At 49.3% G+C, this 20015-nt stretch carries 18 protein-coding genes; 6 read left to right on the forward strand and 12 right to left on the reverse strand.

Annotated features, from left to right (window positions below; translation table 11 throughout):
- Positions 1 to 101: 101 nt before the first annotated feature.
- On the reverse strand, positions 102 to 470 hold the full coding sequence (locus T488_RS0115725; protein ID WP_196243337.1) for a hypothetical protein: 369 nt from the start codon (positions 468 to 470) through the stop codon (positions 102 to 104).
- A gap of 467 nt (positions 471 to 937) precedes the next feature.
- Between T488_RS0115725 and T488_RS0115730 the strand changes: the two genes are divergently transcribed.
- Positions 938 to 1531, forward strand: coding sequence for a hypothetical protein (locus T488_RS0115730; RefSeq protein WP_028521637.1), 594 nt, complete (start codon positions 938 to 940; stop codon positions 1529 to 1531).
- A gap of 36 nt (positions 1532 to 1567) precedes the next feature.
- Here T488_RS0115730 and T488_RS0115735 read toward each other — a convergent pair whose 3' ends face one another.
- The 11 genes from T488_RS0115735 to T488_RS0115785 all read right to left on the reverse strand — a co-directional run bounded on the left by T488_RS0115735 (position 1568) and on the right by T488_RS0115785 (position 13605).
- Positions 1568 to 2188 (reverse strand): redox-sensing transcriptional repressor Rex, encoded by a 621-nt coding sequence (locus T488_RS0115735; protein ID WP_028521638.1) that lies wholly within the window; start codon positions 2186 to 2188, stop codon positions 1568 to 1570.
- A 22-nt stretch (positions 2189 to 2210) separates the two neighbouring features.
- Positions 2211 to 3596 carry an NADPH-dependent glutamate synthase gene (gene gltA / locus T488_RS0115740; RefSeq protein ID WP_028521639.1) on the reverse strand — a complete coding sequence of 462 codons (1386 nt, stop codon included), beginning with the start codon at positions 3594 to 3596 and terminating at the stop codon, positions 2211 to 2213.
- 1 nt (position 3597) lies between these two features.
- On the reverse strand, positions 3598 to 4437 hold the full coding sequence (locus T488_RS0115745; protein ID WP_028521640.1) for a sulfide/dihydroorotate dehydrogenase-like FAD/NAD-binding protein: 840 nt from the start codon (positions 4435 to 4437) through the stop codon (positions 3598 to 3600).
- Positions 4438 to 4769: 332 nt separating this feature from the next.
- A complete protein-coding gene (locus T488_RS0115750) occupies positions 4770 to 5720 on the reverse strand; it encodes a LysR family transcriptional regulator (protein ID WP_028521641.1) in 951 nt (316 codons plus the stop codon).
- A gap of 20 nt (positions 5721 to 5740) precedes the next feature.
- Positions 5741 to 6466: a maltose acetyltransferase domain-containing protein gene (locus T488_RS18325; RefSeq protein WP_082320564.1), complete on the reverse strand. Its 726-nt coding sequence runs from the start codon at positions 6464 to 6466 to the stop codon at positions 5741 to 5743.
- Positions 6467 to 6469: 3 nt separating this feature from the next.
- Positions 6470 to 7369, reverse strand: coding sequence for a hypothetical protein (locus T488_RS0115760; RefSeq protein ID WP_028521642.1), 900 nt, complete (start codon positions 7367 to 7369; stop codon positions 6470 to 6472).
- A gap of 41 nt (positions 7370 to 7410) precedes the next feature.
- On the reverse strand, positions 7411 to 8595 hold the full coding sequence (locus T488_RS0115765; protein ID WP_028521643.1) for a D-alanine--D-alanine ligase family protein: 1185 nt from the start codon (positions 8593 to 8595) through the stop codon (positions 7411 to 7413).
- 139 nt (positions 8596 to 8734) lie between these two features.
- On the reverse strand, positions 8735 to 10387 hold the full coding sequence (locus T488_RS0115770; RefSeq protein WP_028521644.1) for a Mur ligase family protein: 1653 nt from the start codon (positions 10385 to 10387) through the stop codon (positions 8735 to 8737).
- A 132-nt stretch (positions 10388 to 10519) separates the two neighbouring features.
- Entirely contained in the window at positions 10520 to 11293 is a 774-nt protein-coding gene (locus tag T488_RS0115775; RefSeq protein ID WP_028521645.1) for an alpha/beta fold hydrolase, read from the reverse strand.
- A 300-nt stretch (positions 11294 to 11593) separates the two neighbouring features.
- Positions 11594 to 12205: a hypothetical protein gene (locus T488_RS0115780; RefSeq protein WP_028521646.1), complete on the reverse strand. Its 612-nt coding sequence runs from the start codon at positions 12203 to 12205 to the stop codon at positions 11594 to 11596.
- A 269-nt stretch (positions 12206 to 12474) separates the two neighbouring features.
- On the reverse strand, positions 12475 to 13605 hold the full coding sequence (locus T488_RS0115785) for a D-Ala-D-Ala carboxypeptidase VanY (protein ID WP_028521647.1): 1131 nt from the start codon (positions 13603 to 13605) through the stop codon (positions 12475 to 12477).
- Between the two features lie 523 nt (positions 13606 to 14128).
- Between T488_RS0115785 and T488_RS19050 the strand changes: the two genes are divergently transcribed.
- The 5 genes from T488_RS19050 to T488_RS0115815 all read left to right on the forward strand — a co-directional run bounded on the left by T488_RS19050 (position 14129) and on the right by T488_RS0115815 (position 20009).
- On the forward strand, positions 14129 to 15823 hold the full coding sequence (locus T488_RS19050) for a DUF7577 domain-containing protein (protein ID WP_051536524.1): 1695 nt from the start codon (positions 14129 to 14131) through the stop codon (positions 15821 to 15823).
- A 38-nt stretch (positions 15824 to 15861) separates the two neighbouring features.
- Positions 15862 to 16251 (forward strand): large conductance mechanosensitive channel protein MscL, encoded by a 390-nt coding sequence (gene mscL, locus T488_RS0115795; protein WP_028521648.1) that lies wholly within the window; start codon positions 15862 to 15864, stop codon positions 16249 to 16251.
- A gap of 119 nt (positions 16252 to 16370) precedes the next feature.
- Positions 16371 to 18158: an ABC-F family ATP-binding cassette domain-containing protein gene (locus T488_RS0115800; RefSeq protein WP_028521649.1), complete on the forward strand. Its 1788-nt coding sequence runs from the start codon at positions 16371 to 16373 to the stop codon at positions 18156 to 18158.
- Positions 18159 to 18229: 71 nt separating this feature from the next.
- Positions 18230 to 18889: a rhomboid family intramembrane serine protease gene (locus T488_RS0115805; RefSeq protein WP_028521650.1), complete on the forward strand. Its 660-nt coding sequence runs from the start codon at positions 18230 to 18232 to the stop codon at positions 18887 to 18889.
- 457 nt (positions 18890 to 19346) lie between these two features.
- On the forward strand, positions 19347 to 20009 hold the full coding sequence (locus tag T488_RS0115815) for a sortase (protein ID WP_028521652.1): 663 nt from the start codon (positions 19347 to 19349) through the stop codon (positions 20007 to 20009).
- Positions 20010 to 20015: the final 6 nt, after the last annotated feature.

Here is a 20015-nt window from a genome sequence, read left to right on the forward strand (position 1 = left end):
TGTTCCCTCTTATAAAGCGGCTGATGGCATAATGAAGGGGCGGATACTATCCGCCCACGCAAGCCCGCAGCAAAAACGGACTGCCGAAGCAGTCCGTATCGTTAGGTTATATCGTCAATCGTTATGCCCTCAATAACATTAACGGCAAAGGGCATTAACGTGAAACTATCGCTTGTGCGGTCGTTGAGTATTATAGTGAACGGCTTTCCGTCAGCTGTTTTATAAAATCCCAGTGCGCCCGAACGATCATATTCATAACAGCCGTTATTCCGGAGAAATTCCAGAAACTCATGATCATACCTGGACATTACGACCTGTCTGACATTCCTGTAATAATTATATCCGTCATTGGTTTTCCAGGCTATAGGCTGAAGCTCTGTCTCCTCCGTGCTGAGAACTACATACTGACTTCCGTGATTGACCTTATAAACGCTGGTTATATCAGAAGCAGCCGTATATTCTCCCTTCATGAGCCTGAACTCGAATGCGGCAAAAATTCCGACAATTATGCCTAAAATTAAAATTACAGCAATTATAATGATTTTTTTAGCTTTTGATCTTGTTTTCATAGTATGTTCCTTTCTGCGTTGAGAGTGTAGTGGGTATAAGTGGGGCAAACACCATTATAACCTATATAGCAGGCAAAGTCAATAGGAAAGGGCGGATATTATCCGCCGCTGCTGATCAGGGAGTTTTTCCGGAATTTTTTTTCGTCTCTGCACAATTTCTGCTCTCTCATGTGTGTTAGATAAGTAGGGCTAACATAACACTGACACCTTGAAAAGCACGATATATTCATAATATCTAACTATTTACATAAAAACACTTGACAAATAAGAAGAATCGATGCATAATATATTTGCTTGCTACTTCTTGTTTATTATTAACGGTAATAAACAATTAGTATAAATCAAATCTTTTTTAAAGGAGAATTATTATGAAAAAAGCAAAGATCCTCGGATTACTCATGGCATTCACTCTCACAGCAGTTCCCGCAACAGGTATCGCAGAGAACGTATTACCTGTAAGCAATAACGCTATCGTTGCAGATGCAGCTGGGGCACCTTATTCTATAAGAGTAAACAGTAAAAACGGTAATCAAGTCTTTAAAGAATATGACACACCAATACTAAGAAGCTTTAACAAAAATTATACAATATGGCTTGATGAAAGTGGTAAACTTGTTTTTTGCAAAAAATCAGACGCCCAAAGAGTTATTTTCGATTTTTCTAATCTAAAAAAAGAAAGGAGATATGATTCGCAAGGACACCTTATTACTAATTTTGCACTTTATATGCAGGTAGACGGAAATTTAGTAGTTTATAACGTAAATAACGGAAAGATTGTCGATCCTGTTGCAATTTCAAATACATGGATGTATTACATCACCAATCCAAAGGTTGATTTTACATACGAATTAACAGATGATGGTGTATTTATAATAAAGCGAAACATCCTGTCGGGGCAGTTTAAAGGAAAAAGTGAAATTATATGGCGTGTTAGATATACAGATTTACCTAAGAACAGATAATATATAAAAGGGACTGCAACGCAGTCCCTTTTCTTATTATCCGCTGCATCTTGCAAGCATTGCAAGGGTCAGGGAAATATTCTCGTTATGTACCGCAACGCCCTTGGGAGCGTTGAGGTGTACTGCGGCGAAGTTGAGGATAAAGCGTATCCCAGCCTCAGCCATACGGTCACAGACCTCCTGTGCCGCGGTCTCGGGCACGGTGATTATGCCGATAGTTATATTGTTTTCCTTGCAGAAGCTCTCCAGCTCGTCGATATGGCGGACGGGTTTGCCGTTTATGGAGCTTCCCACACGATTCTCGTTGCAGTCAAAGCCGCAGACTATATCAAATCCGTAAGCCTCAAAGCCGTTGTACTCCAGCATAGCCCTGCCGAAGTTGCCCATGCCTGCAACCACGACCCTGTCGTGGTTCTCAAAGCCGAGGAACCTGCCTATATCGCTGATAAGCTCCGCAGTGGAGTAGCCCACCTTTGGTCTGCCGCCGCTGCTGACGGAAGCAAGGTCCTTTCTGACCTGCACGTCGTTGAGCCCCAGGGCTTCGGCGATAGCGGTAGCGGAGATATTGCCCTTCTTGCGCTCCTCGGGGAGCGAATCCAGGTAGTTGAAGTACATAGGGAGCCGCGAAAGGGTCTGTGAGGTAATATTCTTGGTCATATCATACCTCCGTGGAGAAGGCTCACTTGTTCTGCATATACTGGTCCATAGCTGCGGCAGCCTTCTTGCCGGCTCCCATAGCGAGGATAACGGTAGCAGCGCCTGTTACAGCATCGCCGCCTGCGTAAACGCCCTCCTTGGAGGTGAGGCCGTCCTCGTCAGCGATGATACCGCCCCACTTCTGGGTATCGAGCCCCTCTGTGGTGGACTTGATAAGGGGATTGGGTGATGTACCGATAGACATGATAACGCAGTCAGCGTCGATGTCGATGAAGGCACCCTCTATGGGAACGGGCTTAGCTCTGCCTGAGGCGTCGGGCTCTGAGAGCTCCATCTGCTGGCAGTGAACGCTCTTTACCCAGCCGTCCTCAGTAGCCTGTATCTCAACGGGATTTGTGAGGAACCTGAAGATGATGCCCTCTTCCTTTGCGTGCTCAACTTCCTCAGCTCTTGCGGGGAGCTCAGCCTCTGTACGTCTGTATACGATGTATACCTCAGCGCCCAGTCTCTTAGCGCAGCGTGCTGCGTCCATGGCAACGTTTCCGCCGCCTACGATAACAGCCTTTGTGCCTGCCTTTATGGGAGTAGCGCTGCCTTCCTTATAAGCCTTCATAAGGTTGATACGGGTGAGGAACTCGTTAGCGGAGTAAACGCCGTTGAGGTTCTCGCCGGGGATATTCATAAATCTGGGGAGACCTGCGCCCGAGCCGATGAAAATGCTCTCGAAGCCCTCCTCCTTCATAAGCTCGTCAACGGAGATGGTCTTGCCGACAACGGTATTTGTCTCCACCTTTACGCCCAGAGCCTTGAGACCGCCTATTTCCTTCTGAACGATGGACTTGGGAAGTCTGAACTCGGGGATACCGTAGGAGAGAACTCCTCCTGCAACGTGGAGAGCCTCGAATATGGTAACGTCATAGCCCTTCTTTGCAAGGTCGCCTGCGCAGGCAAGACCCGAAGGACCCGAGCCGATAACAGCTGCCTTGTGACCGTTGGGAGCGGGCTTTTCTACGGGAGCCTCGGGCTGTGCATTGTGCCAGTCAGCCACGAAGCGCTCCAGTCTGCCGATAGCAACGGGCTCGCCCTTTTTGCCTCTTACGCACTTGCTCTCGCACTGTGTCTCCTGAGGACATACTCTTCCGCATACAGCGGGGAGAGAGCTTGACTTTGTGATTATCTTGTAAGCCTCTGCGAAATTGCCCTCAGCCACCTGAGCGATGAAGGCAGGAATATCTATCTGTACGGGGCAGCCTGTTGAGCAGGGCTTGTTCTTGCAGCCGAGACATCTCTTAGCCTCGTCGATAGCCTGCTCTTCGGTATATCCGAGAGCTACCTCGCTGAAGTTCTTGTTTCTCACATCGGGAGCCTGTACAGGCATCTCGTTTCTTGTAGGCGACATATTAGGCATATCACTTTACCTCCTTGAACAGATTGCAGGCTTCCTCATAGGCGTGGCGCTCGAAGGGCTTATACATAGCACCTCTTGCCATAGCCTCGTCGAAGTCTATGAGATGACCGTCGAATTCGGGACCGTCAACGCAGGCGAACTTTGTCTGACCGCCCACAGTAAGGCGGCAGCCGCCGCACATTCCCGTACCGTCTATCATAATGGGGTTCATGGAAGCAACAGTGGGTATCTCGTACTCCTTGGTGAGACGACAGACGAACTTCATCATGATAAGGGGACCGATAGTGATGACTCTGTCATACTTTTCGCCGCTTTCGATGAGCTTCTTGAGGGCGTCTGTGACCAGACCCTTCTCGCCTGCTGTACCGTCGTCGCTCATGAGCACGAACTTAGAGCTGGAAGCTTTGAACTCGTCCTCAAGGATAACCAGGTCCTTGTTTCTGAAACCAACTATTGAATGCACCTCAACGCCAAGCTCGTGGAGCTTCTTTGCCACGGGGTAAGCGATAGCGCAGCCTACGCCGCCGCCCACAACAGCTACCTTCTTGAGACCCTCTGTCTCTGTAGCTCTGCCGAGGGGACCGACGAAGTCCTGAAGGCAGTCGCCCTCATTGAGGTGATTGAGCTTTTCTGTAGTAGCGCCGACTATCTGGAAAATGATAGTAACGGAGCCCTTCTCGCGGTCGAAATCAGCGATAGTGAGGGGGATACGCTCTCCGTCGGCGTCTGTCCTTAAAATTATGAACTGTCCGGGTTCAGCCTTCCTTGCTACCTTGGGAGCATTTATGCGCATGAGGGTAACAGTGGGGTTGAGGCTTCTTTTTTCAAGAATTTCAAACATAGTCCATACCTTCCTTGCAATAGATTTGCTGTGCGGGTCACTTCCGCAGCCGTCCCCATTGACCGCCGCAGATACAGGCTCAGCATTGATATATTCAATATTATATCACACAAAACCCTGTTGCACAAATATAACAGAGGAATATCGATATTCCATTATCGATATTTTTGTAATGATTGACTTGCTGACGATTGTCAGGGAAAGCCCTGTCAGGGGCGGAAATGTGTGGAAAAAATGAAAAGAGGCGGCATAATGCCGCCTCTGTATTCTCTGTTATACAGGAAGATGTGCTATTCGTTATCGGAATAATCGCATTCCTGATAATATATGCCTTACTTATACTCCGCAAAGGCACTTTCGTTCCTTACCTCGTAGAGCCTGTTCACCAGCTTCAGCTCGTTGTCCGAGAGCTTGTGCCCCGAGGCGTAGATTATCATGTCCTTGAAATTGTTGTCGGGGAAGGAGCATTTTCTCTGCACCAGACCGTACTTTCTGCAAAGCTCCGCCGGCATGGGAGAGTCCAGCATATACGCCTGCGGCACGGTCAGCAGGAAGTCAAGAGCGCTTCCGCGGTCGTACATACACACCTTTCTGACGGGGACGTCAGCAGGACGGTTTGCGGCATAGAGCTTCTCCACGGCTCCCGAAACATAGGGAACGGCGTCATCACCCTGACCAAGCTCGGTGTAGTTGCAGGACAGGTCCGCGTAGGTGAGAGACTCAGCCTCTGCGGCAGGGTGCTCCGCAGACATTACCGCCAGCATACTGAACTCCCACAGGAGCTTGCTGTCCAGGTTCTTTTCGGAGAGAAAGTCGGCGAAGTATTTCTCGTGGGCGATATTATAGCGGATAACGCCGAAATCATAGCCGTTTTCGCGGACGTTCTCGATAGTTCTGAGAGAATTGGTCTCACAGAAGAATATCTCCATATCCTCGGGAGTATTCAGTGAAGCGATGTAGTCCGAAAAAGCCTTTGAGATATAGCCCGTTCTCGGCACTGATATGCGGAGACGGCTGTTTTTCGGCTTGTCGGGAGAGTGTATCGCCTCCATATTGTCTATCTGAATGAGTATCTGCTTGGCGTATTCAAGGAATTTGAGACCCTGGTCTGTGGGGATAACGCCCTTGGAGGTGCGTCGGAAAATGGTTATGCCAAGATTGCTCTCAAGCTCCTTTATCGCCTTGCTCAGGTTGGGCTGAGCCATATAAAGATTTTCGGCAGCCTGAGTTATAGAGCGTGTCTTTTCGATCTCTACTGCATATTTGAAGTGCAGGGTATTCATGGATCAGCCTTCTTTCATCATTATTTTCTTCTGTCAGGGAAACCGCCGTGGTTCATGGGCTCGTCAACTCTTGTGAGCTCTACGCGCTTTCTGCGGGGAGGCTCAGCGGGTCTGAGACTGCTGTTCATGCCTCTGTTTTCGGGAGCGGCAGCCTTTGGCTCCTCGGGAGCCTGTGCCGGTGAAGCTGCAAGGGGCTCCAGCGTCTTTACCACACGGCAGGGATTTCCTGCTGCCACACAATTGGAGGGGATATTCTCCGTGACCACGCTGCCTGCACCGATGACAACATTATCACCGATAGTTACACCGCCTATGACATTGACTCCGCCGCCGATCCATACGCTGTTTCCAATGCTTATGGGCTTTGCGGACTCAAGTCCCTGATTTCTGAGATTTGCGTCAACAGGGTGTTCTGCGGCATAGAAACCGCAGTTGGGACCGATAAAGACATTGTCCCCGAAGGTCACTTCAGCGCAGTCAAGGATAACAAGGTTGTGATTTGCGTAGAAATTGTCTCCGACAATGATATTATAGCCGTAATCGCAGAAGAAATTGGGCTCGATAACGGTTTTCTGACCCCTGAGAGCGAGGAGCCTGTCCAGTATCCTCTCGCGCTTCTGGAAATCATTGCACTCAACGGCATTGTATTCGCCGCAGAGCTTCTTAGCTTTGATCCTGTCATTGAAAAGCTCTCTGTCGCCGGCGTTATAGAGCTCTCCTGATTGCTGTTTTTCTTTTTCGGTCATTTTTCAAACCCTCCTTGTATTTATTATGTTAATGAGCCACCAGTTGTTGGCAATATCTTCTTCAGTCCATGCATGGGGCTGAAGAAGTTCCTTCTGGCGTCTTGTCTCGTTTTTCCAGGCTAAAACCATCAATGCCGCAAAAGCACCTGCCGCAAGAAGCAGAAGAACTGCATTTTTAATTGATTTCCCGAGAGCTGCTCCCATAAGCCTTTCATTATAGAATTTGTCAGGGTGCCCGGGGTCTATCATGATGTTGAACTGACCCTTGTAGTCGATCTTTACGGCTTCCTTGGTGCTGACATAGAACTTGTAGCCGTCACCCATATAATAATATGAGTAAAAGCAGCCTGCAACTATGGGGGCACTGTCGCTGCTGCCTTCAGCTTCAATGCTGTCTGCGGAAAGGAAAACTGCCTGTGCAGGCACAGTGCACCTGCGGCGTCTGCCCGATGCAGCAGCAGCCTTGATAATAGGAAATATGCCAAAGATCAGGAAAGCGGTGATCACAGCAATAACTGCATATACTATCGCAAGCTTCGCTGTATTGAGCCTATAGTGAGCAGCCAGTCCGAAAAAAGATCCTGCTGCAATTACAGCTCCGCCTGTGATCAGCGGAATAAGCTTTTTTCCGCCCCTGTCGCTTATTGTTCTGTATCCTGTTATATTCGATCCCACATTCACGCTTACCCGGGGATCAAAGGCTGCGGCTGCGAATACTACGCCGATGAAGAGTATAAAACCGGGAAGGAAAATAAAGAACGATGCTATTGCAGCTATCAAAGCAAAGGCATAAATACAATTTATAACCATGCCCAATGTTTTTTTATTTTTTTCTGCAAGTGCATTTTCTTCTTCTATGGACAGATAATTCAGCTCAGCTCTGGGGAGCAGTGATATTTTCATTTTTTTACCTCATTGCAGCTTCAATTCTTCGGTAAGGCTCATCAGCGTTTGCTGCCCTTAGATCCGAAGCTTCCGCCCATTGAGAGGATATTTGTATCGAAGGTATAGCTTATCTTCTCGCCCTGTCTGTAGCGCTTGAGCGAAAGCTGGATAAGTCTCTCAAGGAGCTCCTTGTACTTCACACCCTTGGGCTCCCAGAGGTAGAATGCAAGAGAGCCGGGGATAGTGTTTATCTCGTTTATGTATATCTTGTCTGTAGCCATATCTATCATGAAGTCGATGCGGGTAACGCCGTTGAGACCCAGATAGCGGAAGGCGTTAACTGCTGTCTTTCTGATGAATTCGTCCTGCTCGGGAGTTATATCTGCGGGGATCTTTCTCTTGAGGGTAGCCATGCCCTTGCTGCCGCCCTTGCCGCCGCCGACGTATTTCTGGTCGTAGCTGAGGATATCGTCGCCGCTTGCCTGAACAGGCTCCTCACATACGGAAGCCTCTGCGGACTCGCTGTCGCCCACAACGGAGCAGTTTATCTCCTTGAGCTGTACCACGCAGGGCTCGACCAGGATACGGTCAGCGAACTCGAATGCCTCCTCGATGGATCTGATAAGGCTGTCTCTGTCCTTGCCCTTTGAGATACCGACGCTGGAGCCGAGATTGATAGGCTTTACGATAACGGGATAGCCGAACTTCCTCTCGACCTCCTCAACCATTCTGTCCATTTCGTTTATCTCGTATGAGGAGAAGCGGCAGCAGTCCAGAACGGGGAAGCCGGCGTCCTTGAGGAGTATCTTCATTACGAACTTATCCATGCCCACAGCCGAAGCCAGAACATCGCAGCCCACATAGGGCAGGTCAAGTGTCTGGAGGTAGCCCTGAAGAGCGCCGTCCTCAACATTTGTACCGTGAACTATGGGGAAAGCCACATCTATATCGGAAATGAGGTTTGAGCCGAACTTCTTCATCTTCTGGCGTATGAGCTGTACCTTGCCCTCGCTCCTTACGAAAACGCACTCTGTACATTCCTTCAGAAGCGCAGGAATATCCTTGAAATTGTTTATATCCATGAGCTTTTCGCCTGTCCAGAACTCGCTCTTTTTGGTCATATAAACGGGTATGATGTTGTATTTTTCCTTGTCTATGCTTGCCATAGCCTGGACTGCCGAGATAACAGAGACCTCGTGCTCAACGCTTCTTCCGCCGAAAAGAACTGCAAGATTGATCTTCATTGTAATTACTCCTTTTATTTAATGCATAATTCATAATTCATAATGCATAATTAATTGTATTCGCTTCGCTCATATATTTGATTTCTCGCCGTAAGGCGACACCATAATTATGAATTATGCATTCATAATTATGCATTGATCAATAGTTGTCGGGCAGGTCGTTTTCAAGAAGAACTATCTTCTTCTTGTCGGTCTGATATGCCCTTACATGGTCCAGAGCCTCGCCGAGGCTGTCTGCCACGAATACGTTGTCCATATCATAGCCTGCGTCCTTGATACCGTTGTATATCGGAACTGTCTGAGCCTTGCCCACAAGAACTATGTGGTCGCAGGCTTTGGCAGCTTCCTGTCCGAACTCAAAGTTGAGCTCCTCCTGCTTTGCGCCCAGCTCTACCATACCGGGAGTTACCAGTATGCGGCAGGCGTCGAAGAGACCGAGGACGTTCAGGGCTGCGCGGCAGCCGCTGGGGTTTGAGTTGTATGCGTCGTCGATAAAGGTCATATTACCGCCCTTGTCGAGAAGCTGTAATCTGTGGGGAACTGCGGCGATACGCTTGACGGGGAGAGTCAGCTTTTCAAGGGAGATGCCCGTACCGTGAGCGTAGGCGATAGCACCGAGAACGTTCTGTACGTTGTGCTCGCCGAGGAGCTTCATGGAGAAGCGCTGTGTCTCGCCGTCGGGAGCAGTTACCGTGAACTCCGTACCCCTGTCGGAAACAGAAATATCAGTGGCGCGGTAGTGGTTGCCCTCGTTCAGACCGTAGAGCACCGCATTGGGGTACTCGGGAGCCTTTTTGCGGATAAGCTCGTTGTCGCCGTTGAGGTATATCTTTCCGCCCTTAGCCTTAACGTGGTCGGCAAGCTCGAACTTGGTATTGAGCACATTGTCGATAGAGCCGAAGGTCTCAAGGTGCTGAGGACCAACGGAGGTGATGATACCGTCGTGTGGGTCTGCGATGCCGCAGAGCTCCTTTATCTCGTGAACTCGTCTTGCGCCCATTTCGCAGATGAAGTATTCATGCGTGGGCTTTAAGTCGCGGCGGATAGTTATTGTAACGCCCATGGGAGTATTGAAGCTCTCGGGAGTTTTCAGTGTGTTGTACTGTGAGTTGAGCAGCTCGTCAAGGTAGAACTTCATGCTGGTCTTGCCGTAGCTTCCTGTGATACCCACCTTGTGAAGTGTGGGACACTCGGAGAGTATGCGCTTTGCGTCGTTGATATACCAGTTCTGTACTGCCTTTTCAACGGGCTTGTTGATAAGGTTTGAAAGGGGGACAAGCAGGGGCGTCACATACAGTGCAGAGCCTGCAAGAATATAGGGAAGTCCGTTTGCGAACCAGCGCTTTTCCATGGAATCGTAGGTGAATTCCGTATGAGCTTCATTCCATATACGGCATATATATACCGTAGTTTCGCCTTTAAGGACAGCTATGACGTAATAAACGGCAACGAGGATACAGAATGTAACCATCATGCGCTTCATTCGGGCTGTATAAACCAGAGGCTTCTTGAATTTCTTGCCCGGCTTGTTGAGCAGTCCGATGATGATATTGAAAAGGCTCAGCACTATTATAAGTGCCACAGCCGCGCCGCCGTGAAGGAAGAGCAGTGCGAACTGCACCACGAACAGCACCGCAGGCAGTATATAGCGCCTTGCGTTCTTCTTCATCCAGCGTGAATGCTCGGGAGTCTTGTAGCCGTTGAGCTGGAGCATATGGAACTCTCTCAGTCCCAGGAATACTGTGGCTCCCAGCGCAATGACCGCATATATCACAAATAAAACTATATTCATAAACATCTCCTTAAAATGCGTAATTCGTAATTCGTAATTAATGGTATCGCCTTACGGCGATGAATCAGAAATATTTCGATCCGTCCGCGCGAGCGGACACCTCAATTACGTATTACGCATTACGAATTAAAATCATTCTTCTATCTTCATAAAGCTGCACATCACGCGGTTAAAGGTGAACTGCTGCTCCAGGAAGGAATAGTGTCCTGCATTTTCCAGCTTTACAAGACCTGCATCGGGAATGAGCTTCTCCATTTTCTCGCCGTCGGAGAGGGGAGTCGCTGTATCGTTGACGCCCCACACAAGCAGAGTGGGAGCCTTGATATTGGGCAGATAGGGCTCTAAGTCCTCGTTGACCACCTTTACCATGACCTGTCTCATCATAGGTGAAGCTGCGGCGTAGTCTGCGCTGCCCATCTTCTTGCGGAAGTTCTCCAGCGCGTCGGGGAATATCTTCTTAACTATGCCCCATGAAAGGACAGTCCTGCCCAGCTTGTAATAGCGTGTGCGCCAGCTCTTTTTGTTGGACTTTGGCGGCATGATGCCTGCACTGTCCACAAGGATGACCTTTGTTACCTTGAAGGGCAGGTCATCGCGGCTGTGCATTTTTATGATAACACGTCCGCCGAAGCTGTGACCCAGGAGCATTACCTCCCTGGTGTCATAGTCCCTGAGAAAGTCGATGACGAACTGTACATAGGAGCTTACGTCCCAGACCTCTTTCGGCTCCTCGCTCTTTCCGAAGCCGGGCATATCCATAGCCACGACCTTGTACTTCTTCGACAGGAGCTCTATCATATTGGCGAACAGGGTGATATTGCTTCCCCAGCCGTGAAGCAGGACGATGAGGTCGCCCTCGCCCTTTTCCTCGTAGTTTATCTTCAAACCATTAACTGTTTTTATCAATTCTTTATCTCCAAACTGTTATTATATTGAGAATGGAGGATGTAGAATTGAGAATGAATGTATTTGCTTTACCCACATAACAGCAGAATAACTCTCAACTCTCAACTCTCAACTCTCAACTCTATATCATATACGGCATACAGCCGCAAATATACATATATAATTTATTATATCACTTACAGTATTCAATGTCAATCACAGAAGCAAAAAAATTACTTTTCCCGCCCTTGCTCCCGAGGGCAGAAAAAAACGGCGGATGATCCGCCGTTTTTCCCGAACACACTTTTCTATTAAAGGAAATTACTCTGCGTCTGTAGTATCAGCCTCAGGGTCTGAGCCGTCGGACTCAAACTCTGCGTCGCCCCCGGCAGAGAAGTCGATCGACATCTCCTCGTCCTCGGGGATCTCGGTGAACTCGTCCACCTTCTCAAGGTATGTGATGAACTCTGTACCTGCTTCACTCAGATCCATTACCAGCTTGCCGTCCTCCAGCTTCATAGTCAGAGGATCCTCGTCATCAAAATCGCCGCCGGTAAGTGTTACAGTACCATCGTCAGAAAGCTCCCAGTTGATCTTTGTGTACTCCTGAGACTCCTTGAATTCAAGGGCTGAGAAGAAATTGCCTGAATTATCGTCAAGAAGCTCGATCTGATAGAGTGCGAAAGCGTCCAGACCATAGAAATTGTCCATCTTTTCGCCGTCCATTATCATTTCCTTGCACTCCCACTTGCCCAGGTAATCGGAAACGTCGGCGTCTCCCTCGGACTTTTTCTCTGCGGTAGTATCTGCGGAAGTTGTTACGGCTGTGGTGGTCTCGTCATTCTTGGATTTTGCCTCCTTCTTGTCGCCGCAGCCGAAGAGGCCTGCTGAGAGGCAAAGGAGAACGGTTGATAAACATAATACTTTTTTCATGGTTAAATCCCTCCTGATAATTACGTCAAGCGTTCAAAGTAACTCCCTATAAGTTCTCTTGAACCTTTGACATAAAGCATTATATCACACCCTGTCCTAAATGTCAAGTTTTTTACAAAGAAATTTAATGGCTGTTTTTCGCCCTTAATGCGTTGAAATCTCAATTTTGGTTAGTAATTACTAACGATTTTGTATTTTTCTTCCGCAAAAAAACATACCCGTGAACAGTCATAAGACCGCTCACGGGCAATAGTGATTATTATGGGGTATCAGTAGTCCTCGCCGCCGCTGCTTTCATCGGAGCTGTCTTCGGAGGCTTCTGTATCTTCGGTGCTGCTTTCCTCAGCATCGGTGCTCTCGTCGTCGAAGGATTTGGTGGGAGCCTCCTCAACAACGGGCTTCTGACCCTTGTATACGGTAACGATGAAGCCGTCCACGTTGTTGCCCGAGATTTCATACCTTGTGCCTGTGGGAACAGGGACTGTGGTCTTTTCGGCGCCGTCATCGGAGGCTACAAAGTAGACCTCATAGTCATTTCCGTCATAGGAGAACTCAAGGTGATCCTTGTCATAGGGGTGCTCGCGGACAAGGTCTATATATTCCTCAAGACAGAGGTTGTTGGTGGTCATGTAGTAAGCATGGGGGATACCCACATAGCGGAAGTGCCAGGGCTCGTTCTGTATTTTTGTGAGCCTCTGCTTTTCCTCGGTATAGCGCACGACGAAGCCATACTTGTAGCAGTTCTTGTTGATCCACTCAAAGTCGCCTGTGCCGTCATAATCATGGTTCACGGACTCGGTGAAGTCGAATGCGAGACCTGTTTCGTGCTCGCTGAAGCCGGGCTTGGCCACTCTTGTGGACTCTCCGTCCCCTGTCTGAGCCAGATCTTCCTCATAGAGCTGCTGCTGGAATTCGGTAGTTCTGTATGAGCCGTATATTATGAGGGTATCGTTGTTATACTTATCATAGAAGTCCTGTATCATCTCTGTCATAGGCTCATAGACCTGTCTGAGAATGGTATAGGTAGAGTCAACGGCAGTATAGCAGCTTACCTCGTTCTCATAGTTCATATCGGTGATGCTGACAAGGTCCTCATCGCCGCCGAAGTACTGGTGATCTTCGTTTACAAGTACCAGGTCTCCCCTGAACTTGTCCGTAGTATCCACCTGAGATGATTCATAAATAGTCTGGTTGGGGTCGGGGACCGTGGTATCTGTGGGAGTTGTCACCTCTATATCGGTCTGGTCGAAATAGGGTGATGCCTCCACATCGCGCATATTTGAAAAGGTGTTTTTTACAAAGAAACCACAGGTTCCGACGAGTACAAGGCTGATGACAACTTCCGTCATGGTCTTGGCGCGTCTGATGCTTTTTTCCTTGCTGATCTTCTGTTTTGACATATGTCTGCTCCAATCCGCTGCCGTGCAGCTGAAATAGGGAGTCCTGAAAACTCCGTTAACTTTTGTTCTTTTTATCTCTCTTTTTCTACGAATATCGGAACTGTAAAATATATCAGACCATATAAAATGCGTCTAAAGGGTATTATATCATATTTCTCTCGGAAAATATAGAGGTCTGCGGTCATGTTTGTAAAAATGCTGTATACAGACCGCCATAGATCAACCAGAATTGTGCTGTTTTTACAAATAGTTTCCCCTCGTATACAACGGGCAGAAGGCTATATATAAAGCCTAAATCCCGATAAATCCGTCATATAGTGGTAATCTGTACAAAAAGCAGGTATATTTTAAAGCTGTATTGCACAATCTTTTGTTCAGACACTTGAAAAAGAATTAAATTAATGCTATAATGTATATTGTGAAAATATGGGCACAGCTTGCTTCGGACGGCTATTTTATGTGACCGTCCTGTTTCGTTTTTTCGTTTGTTTTTCCTGTGTTTTCACTTTAAGGAGTGATTTCTATGAAATGTCCCCGATGCGGAACTGACAACGAAGCGGGTTTCAGATTCTGCGTGAAATGCGGCGTCAATCTTGAGGATCCGCAGGATATCAATATTGAACAGGTCGATATGGGCGGCTATCATTCTGAAGAAGATCCTGCTTCGGGAGGCTATACCTTCGGAAGCGGAACCTTTACCATCAGTGACACCCCTTCAAGAGAATCTTCTTCCGATCTGTACACCGCCGATGAGCTGAACGACTCAGACGAGGAATTTGATTTCAGCAGCTTCGACGAGCCTTTTATCCCCAAGCTGGATACGGGCAGAGTTACTCTTCCCGAGCAGTCACAGGCTGTAAGACAGGCTCAGATCAATAATCAGGGCGTTATGCGCCCCCATAACAGCATGAATACTATGCCCCGTCAGGGACTGATGAACCCGCTGCCACCACAGGGCGGTATGCAGGGGCGGCCTCCTCAGCAGGGCATGATGAACGGTATGCCCCCACAGGGCGGTATGCAGGGTATCCCTCCTCAGCAGGGCATGATGAACGGTATGCCTCCACAGGGCGGTATGCAGGGTATCCCCCCTCAGCAGGGCATGATGAACGGTATGCCGACACAGGGCGGTATGCAGGGTATCCCTCCACAGCAGGGCATGATGAACGGTATGCCCCCACAGGGAGGTATGCAGGGCATTCCCCCTCAGCAGCCCATGATGAACGGTATGTCTCCGCAGGGCGGTATGCAGGGTATCCCCCCACAGAACGGCTCTCAGCAGATGAACGGTATGCCCATGTACGGACAGCCCATGATGTATGGTCAGCCCCAGATAGTGGGCTACGACCAGAACGGTATGCCCATTTATGGACAGCCCGTGATGTACGGACAGCCCCAGATAATAGGCTATGATCCCAATGGTATGCCGATCTACGGACAGCCCGTGATGTACGGTCAGCCCCAGATAGTGGGCTACGATCAGAACGGTATGCCCGTCTACGGTCAGCCTGTGATGTACGGTCAGCCCCAGAACGGCGATAAGCCCGAGGGCGCTCCCATGGGACAGATGGCAGGTATGCCCGGTGCACAGTTGAAGCCCCTGAAGCCCGTTCCTCCTCCCCCTCCCCCCGAGGATAAGGAGAAGGTAGAGGTCCCCGATGATTTCTGGGAGTTCTTTGACGGCGGCAAGGCGACCGAGCACGCAGAGGTGGACTCCGCAGACGATTTCTTCGGCAAGCGAGGCAACGAGATCGACGGCATGAAGCGCTTCGAGAAGAAAAAGGACGCCTATATGAACGATACGCCCCTTGTGGACGCAAGCAAGCTCAGAAAGAACGAGCCTGCAAAGTTCAATAAGTTCTATATGAGATCGGCAGGCGTTGCCGACCCCGATATGCTTGAAGCCAAGAAGCAGGAAAAGCATATCGACTATATGCGCCCCACCAAGGAAGTGGACGCCGGTGATCTCCGCGTTCACGAAAAGAGCAGGGCGTGGAACATCATGAACAAGGCTGATAAAGCCAATGCAGACGATCTGGAAGCCAATGTGAATGAGCATACAGAAGCTATCATGGCTCAGGCGGATCACGCTGTTGAGGCTATGCCGAAAAAACCAAAGACCTACAATGACGAGATCGATGCCATAGAGCTTCCCGAGTCGATGAAGGCGAAGAAGACCAAGAAACAGGTGGAAATTCCCGGCTTGCCGGAAATTTAATAAATCATAATTTTCATATTAAGGAGATGTTGTAAAAAATGAAGAAGTTTTTACAGGAATTCAAGGAATTCGCACTCAAGGGCAATGTAATGGACATGGCTGTCGGTGTCATCATCGGTGCTGCTTTCGGTAATATCGTTACCGCTCTCACTGAGGATTTCATCAACCCCCTTATCGCTTGTATCGGCGGTGCTGAAGTTGCAGGAAAGATCAAGCTCGGCGACACAGGTCAGTACCTCAACTGGGGTCACTTCGTAACAGCTATCATCAACTTCCTCATCATGGCATTCTGCATTTTCCTTATGGTAAAGGCAGTAAACAAGCTCATGAACCTTGGCAAGAAGAAGGAAGAGGAGAAGCCCGCAGAGCCTCCGAAGGAAGAAGTTCTTCTCACAGAGATCAGAGACCTTCTCAAGGAAAAGAAGTAATTATCCTGTCTTACATAAAACCTCCGCAGCCGCGGAGGCTTTTTGTTTATACGGTTTGCCTTTTCGGCGGATATGTGATATACTTATAACAGTTATTTTTTATCAAGGAGTGAACCCGAGTGATCCTGCTTACGGCTCAGAATATATCCAAGACATACATGGAGAGAAAGGTGCTCGACAACGTCTCGTTCTTCCTCAACGAGGGGGACAAGGTGGGCATTATCGGAATAAACGGCACGGGAAAGTCTACCCTGCTGAGGATACTTGCAGGGGCGGAGGAGCCCGACGGCGGCGAGGTCATCAGAACAGGTGGCATAAGGATCTCATACCTGCCGCAGATACCCGAATTCGACGACAGGGGAAGCGTGCTGTCACAGGTGCTTTCACACCTTCCCGATGACCTCAAAGAGGCGAAGGAGTACGAGGCAAAGTCAGTGCTGGCAAAGCTGGGGGTAACGGATTATGACCGCGATATAAGCACCCTTTCGGGGGGAGAGAAGCGCCGTGCAGGAATAGCTGCCGCACTGGTGCAGCCCAGCGACGTCCTGCTTCTGGACGAGCCCACCAACCACATCGACAACGAGACTGCACAGCTCCTTGAGGAACTGCTGATGAAGTACCGCGGCGCCATAGTCATGGTCACCCACGACAGATACTTCCTCAACAAGATCTGCGGCAGGATAGCCGAGGTGGACAAGGGCAGCCTTTACGTCAGCGACGGCAACTACAGCGACTACCTTGCAAAAAAGGCGCAGAGAGAGGCGGACGAGGCTGCTGCCGAGCGCAAGAACAGGAGCCTTTACCGCAGAGAGCTGGAATGGATAAGCAGGGGCGCCCGTGCAAGGGGCACCAAGTCCCGCGACAGGATAGAGCGCTTTGAAGCCCTGAAAAACCGCGAGATACCCGTGGAGGCTGAGAAGCTGAAGCTTCAGTCCGTGTCCTCACGTCTGGGCAAGAAGACCATAGAGATAGAGGACATCAGCAAGAATATCGACGGCAAGCCACTTATCACCGATTTCTCCTATATCGTCTCCCGTGACGCAAGGATAGGCATTGTGGGACGCAACGGCGCAGGCAAGAGCACCTTCCTGAAAATGCTGACGGGAGAAGTGGCTCCCGACAAGGGCAGGATAGTTCTGGGCGATACCGTGAATATCAGCTATTTCTCCCAGGAGTGTGAGTCAATGGACCCCACGCTGCGGGTTATCGACTATATAAGAGAGACCGCCGACAGGGTGCAGACTCCCGACGGTACGGTGACGGCTTCACAGATGCTGGAGCGCTTCCTGTTCACGCCCGAGCTTCAATGGAACAGGATAGAGAAGCTTTCCGGCGGCGAGCGGAAAAGGCTCTACCTGCTGAAGATCCTTATGACAGCGCCAAATATACTCCTCCTCGACGAGCCCACCAACGACCTTGACATCACCACCCTCACCATACTTGAGGACTACCTTGAAAGCTTCAGCGGAGCCGTTATAGCGGTCTCCCATGACAGGTACTTCCTTGACAAGATGGCTGACGAGATATTCGAGTTCAGGGACGGTAAGTGTAACCGCTTCAATGGCAATTATTCCGACTATGCGGAGAAGGCTCTCACCTCCGACGAGACCGAAAAGCCCAAAAAGAAGGGCGAGAAAAAGGAGAGAGTCTACACAGGAAAGACTAAGCTCCGCTTCTCCTTTAAGGAGCAGAGAGAGTACGACACCATAGACGATGACATCGCCGCTCTGGAGCAGGCTATCGCCGATACGGAGAAGGAGATGTCAGTCAATACCTCCGACTATGTAAGGCTACAGGAGCTCTCCGACAAGAAGGACGCCCTTTCAAAGGAGCTGGATGAGAAAATGGAGCGCTGGGTGTACCTCAATGACCTGGCTGAGCGTATAGAACGGGGCGAGACCGTGTGACGAGGGCTTCTTGACAAACCGTATTTCCCGTGATATACTGGATAAAACTGAATAAGAAACGAGGTTTTGCGATGCTCAATCAACTTCTTGATAAGCTTGAGCGGAAGTTCCGCCGCTTTTCAATATCAAATCTCATGCTGTATATCGTCCTGGGCATGGCGGTTTTTGCCGTGGCGGACATCATACTCATGACCAACCCTAATAACAAGGTCTTTCTCATAGATATGATAGAGTTCGACCGTGGGAAGATACTTCATGGGGAGGTCTGGAGGGTGCTCTCCTTTGTGCTGGTGCCTCCCGAATTCAACATGATATTCCTTGCCTTTGCGCTTTATTTCTACTGGATGATGGGAACGGCGCTGGAGCACCAATGGGGAAGCTTCAAATTCAATGTGTTCTACTTTACGGGAGTCATAGGCTGTATCATAGCAGGCTTTATACTGGGCTATGCCACCAACTATTACCTGTATGTGAGCCTTTTCCTTGCCTTTGCCATACTCTTTCCCGACGAGCAGATACTGCTGTTCTTCTTTATCCCCATAAAGATAAAGTGGCTGGGACTTTTCTCGGCATTCGGACTTGTTGTGGCTTTTATAATGGGAGATTTCCAGACCCGGATATTCCTCCTGCTTTCACTTGCGAATCTGATACTTTTCTTCGGAAAGGATATGTTCCTCAAGGTCTATTATATCTGCCGCAGGTACTACTACAAGTGGTTCAAGAATAAATAAGTATAGGACTTAACGCCCCGAAGTGATTTTGAACGCTTCGGGGCGTTGCTTTTGGGGACTTATAATTATAAATCATAATTTAGCATTATGTAGGGGACGGCGTCCTCGACGTCCCACAAAATTCGTATTATAGTGGCGACTATCATCCGCTCAACCAGGGGACGCCTTCTCTTACAAGGCGTCCCCTCTCCAAAAACAGTCCACCGGACTGTTTTTGGATTCACCCCTTGCGAGGCGCCTGACGTAATAAGGGGCTCTGCCCCTTGACCCCCGCCAGAGGCGCTGCCTCTGGACTCCGCCAAAGGGACACAGTCCCTTTGGAATCCCATTCATAGTTGCCGCAAGGTATTACGATAAATTATGATTTAACATGGCGCTAAACGCTTCACGGGGGATTGACGGGGAGGCTCACGGGGAGTATAATATAAGTAATACATATTGCGGAAGGCGGTGCGGAATGAAGAAAAAACTATGGATATTGCCTGTGCTGATAGGCGTACTGCTCATTGGCGGAGCTGTGGGACTTGTGGCGTATAATATGTATGAGAGCAATGCTGCCTTTGAAAAGTCCCAGGACGTAATGACTGAGCTGAAACAGCTTATCCCCGACCCTTCGCCTGCCTGTGTTACTACCTCCCCCGGCACCGAGCCTCCCTCGGACGACCTGTTCGCTCCCTATGAGGAGCCCACTACTCAGCCCCCCTCGGAAATGCGCAGCATTAGCGTGAACGGCGAGGACTACTGCGGATATATCACCCTTCCTCAGCTGGGACTGGAGCTTCCCGTAATGAGCAGCTGGAGCTACGAAAGACTTAAAACATCGCCCTGCCGTTACAGCGGCACCGTTGAGGGCAGGGATATAATAATCGCCGCCCATAATTACAACAGCCATTTCGGCAGGATAAAGGAGCTGTCCCAGGGCGACGAGATATGGTTCACAACAGCCGACGGTATGCAGTATTTCTACCGCGTGGACTACACCGAGAATGTGGACGGCTATGACGTTGACCATATGCTGAGCGGCGGTTCATCTGACTGGGATATGACCCTGTTCACCTGTACCCTCAGCGGACAGAGCCGCGTCACCGTAAGAGCTTCATTTGAAGAGACAGAGGAATAAATAAAG

It is taken from the genome of Ruminococcus flavefaciens ND2009, from assembly GCF_000621785.1.
Taxonomy (GTDB): domain Bacteria; phylum Bacillota; class Clostridia; order Oscillospirales; family Ruminococcaceae; genus Ruminococcus; species Ruminococcus flavefaciens_C.

Excerpts from the sequence above, each read along its gene's own strand:
- T488_RS0115750 (WP_028521641.1), bottom strand. The coding sequence starts at position 5,720 with ATGAATACCCTGCACTTCAAATATGCAGTAGAGATCGAAAAGACACGC.
- T488_RS0115765 (WP_028521643.1), bottom strand. The coding sequence starts at position 8,595 with ATGAAGATCAATCTTGCAGTTCTTTTCGGCGGAAGAAGCGTTGAGCAC.
- T488_RS0115805 (WP_028521650.1), top strand. The coding sequence starts at position 18,230 with ATGCTCAATCAACTTCTTGATAAGCTTGAGCGGAAGTTCCGCCGCTTT.
- T488_RS0115780 (WP_028521646.1), bottom strand. The coding sequence starts at position 12,205 with ATGAAAAAAGTATTATGTTTATCAACCGTTCTCCTTTGCCTCTCAGCA.
- mscL (WP_028521648.1), top strand. The coding sequence starts at position 15,862 with ATGAAGAAGTTTTTACAGGAATTCAAGGAATTCGCACTCAAGGGCAAT.
- T488_RS0115735 (WP_028521638.1), bottom strand. The coding sequence starts at position 2,188 with ATGACCAAGAATATTACCTCACAGACCCTTTCGCGGCTCCCTATGTAC.
- T488_RS0115770 (WP_028521644.1), bottom strand. The coding sequence starts at position 10,387 with ATGAATATAGTTTTATTTGTGATATATGCGGTCATTGCGCTGGGAGCC.
- T488_RS0115730 (WP_028521637.1), top strand. The coding sequence starts at position 938 with ATGAAAAAAGCAAAGATCCTCGGATTACTCATGGCATTCACTCTCACA.
- T488_RS0115745 (WP_028521640.1), bottom strand. The coding sequence starts at position 4,437 with ATGTTTGAAATTCTTGAAAAAAGAAGCCTCAACCCCACTGTTACCCTC.
- T488_RS0115725 (WP_196243337.1), bottom strand. The coding sequence starts at position 470 with ATGAAGGGAGAATATACGGCTGCTTCTGATATAACCAGCGTTTATAAG.
- T488_RS0115815 (WP_028521652.1), top strand. The coding sequence starts at position 19,347 with ATGAAGAAAAAACTATGGATATTGCCTGTGCTGATAGGCGTACTGCTC.
- T488_RS18325 (WP_082320564.1), bottom strand. The coding sequence starts at position 6,466 with ATGACCGAAAAAGAAAAACAGCAATCAGGAGAGCTCTATAACGCCGGC.
- gltA (WP_028521639.1), bottom strand. The coding sequence starts at position 3,596 with ATGCCTAATATGTCGCCTACAAGAAACGAGATGCCTGTACAGGCTCCC.
- T488_RS0115785 (WP_028521647.1), bottom strand. The coding sequence starts at position 13,605 with ATGTCAAAACAGAAGATCAGCAAGGAAAAAAGCATCAGACGCGCCAAG.
- T488_RS0115760 (WP_028521642.1), bottom strand. The coding sequence starts at position 7,369 with ATGAAAATATCACTGCTCCCCAGAGCTGAGCTGAATTATCTGTCCATA.
- T488_RS19050 (WP_051536524.1), top strand. The coding sequence starts at position 14,129 with ATGAAATGTCCCCGATGCGGAACTGACAACGAAGCGGGTTTCAGATTC.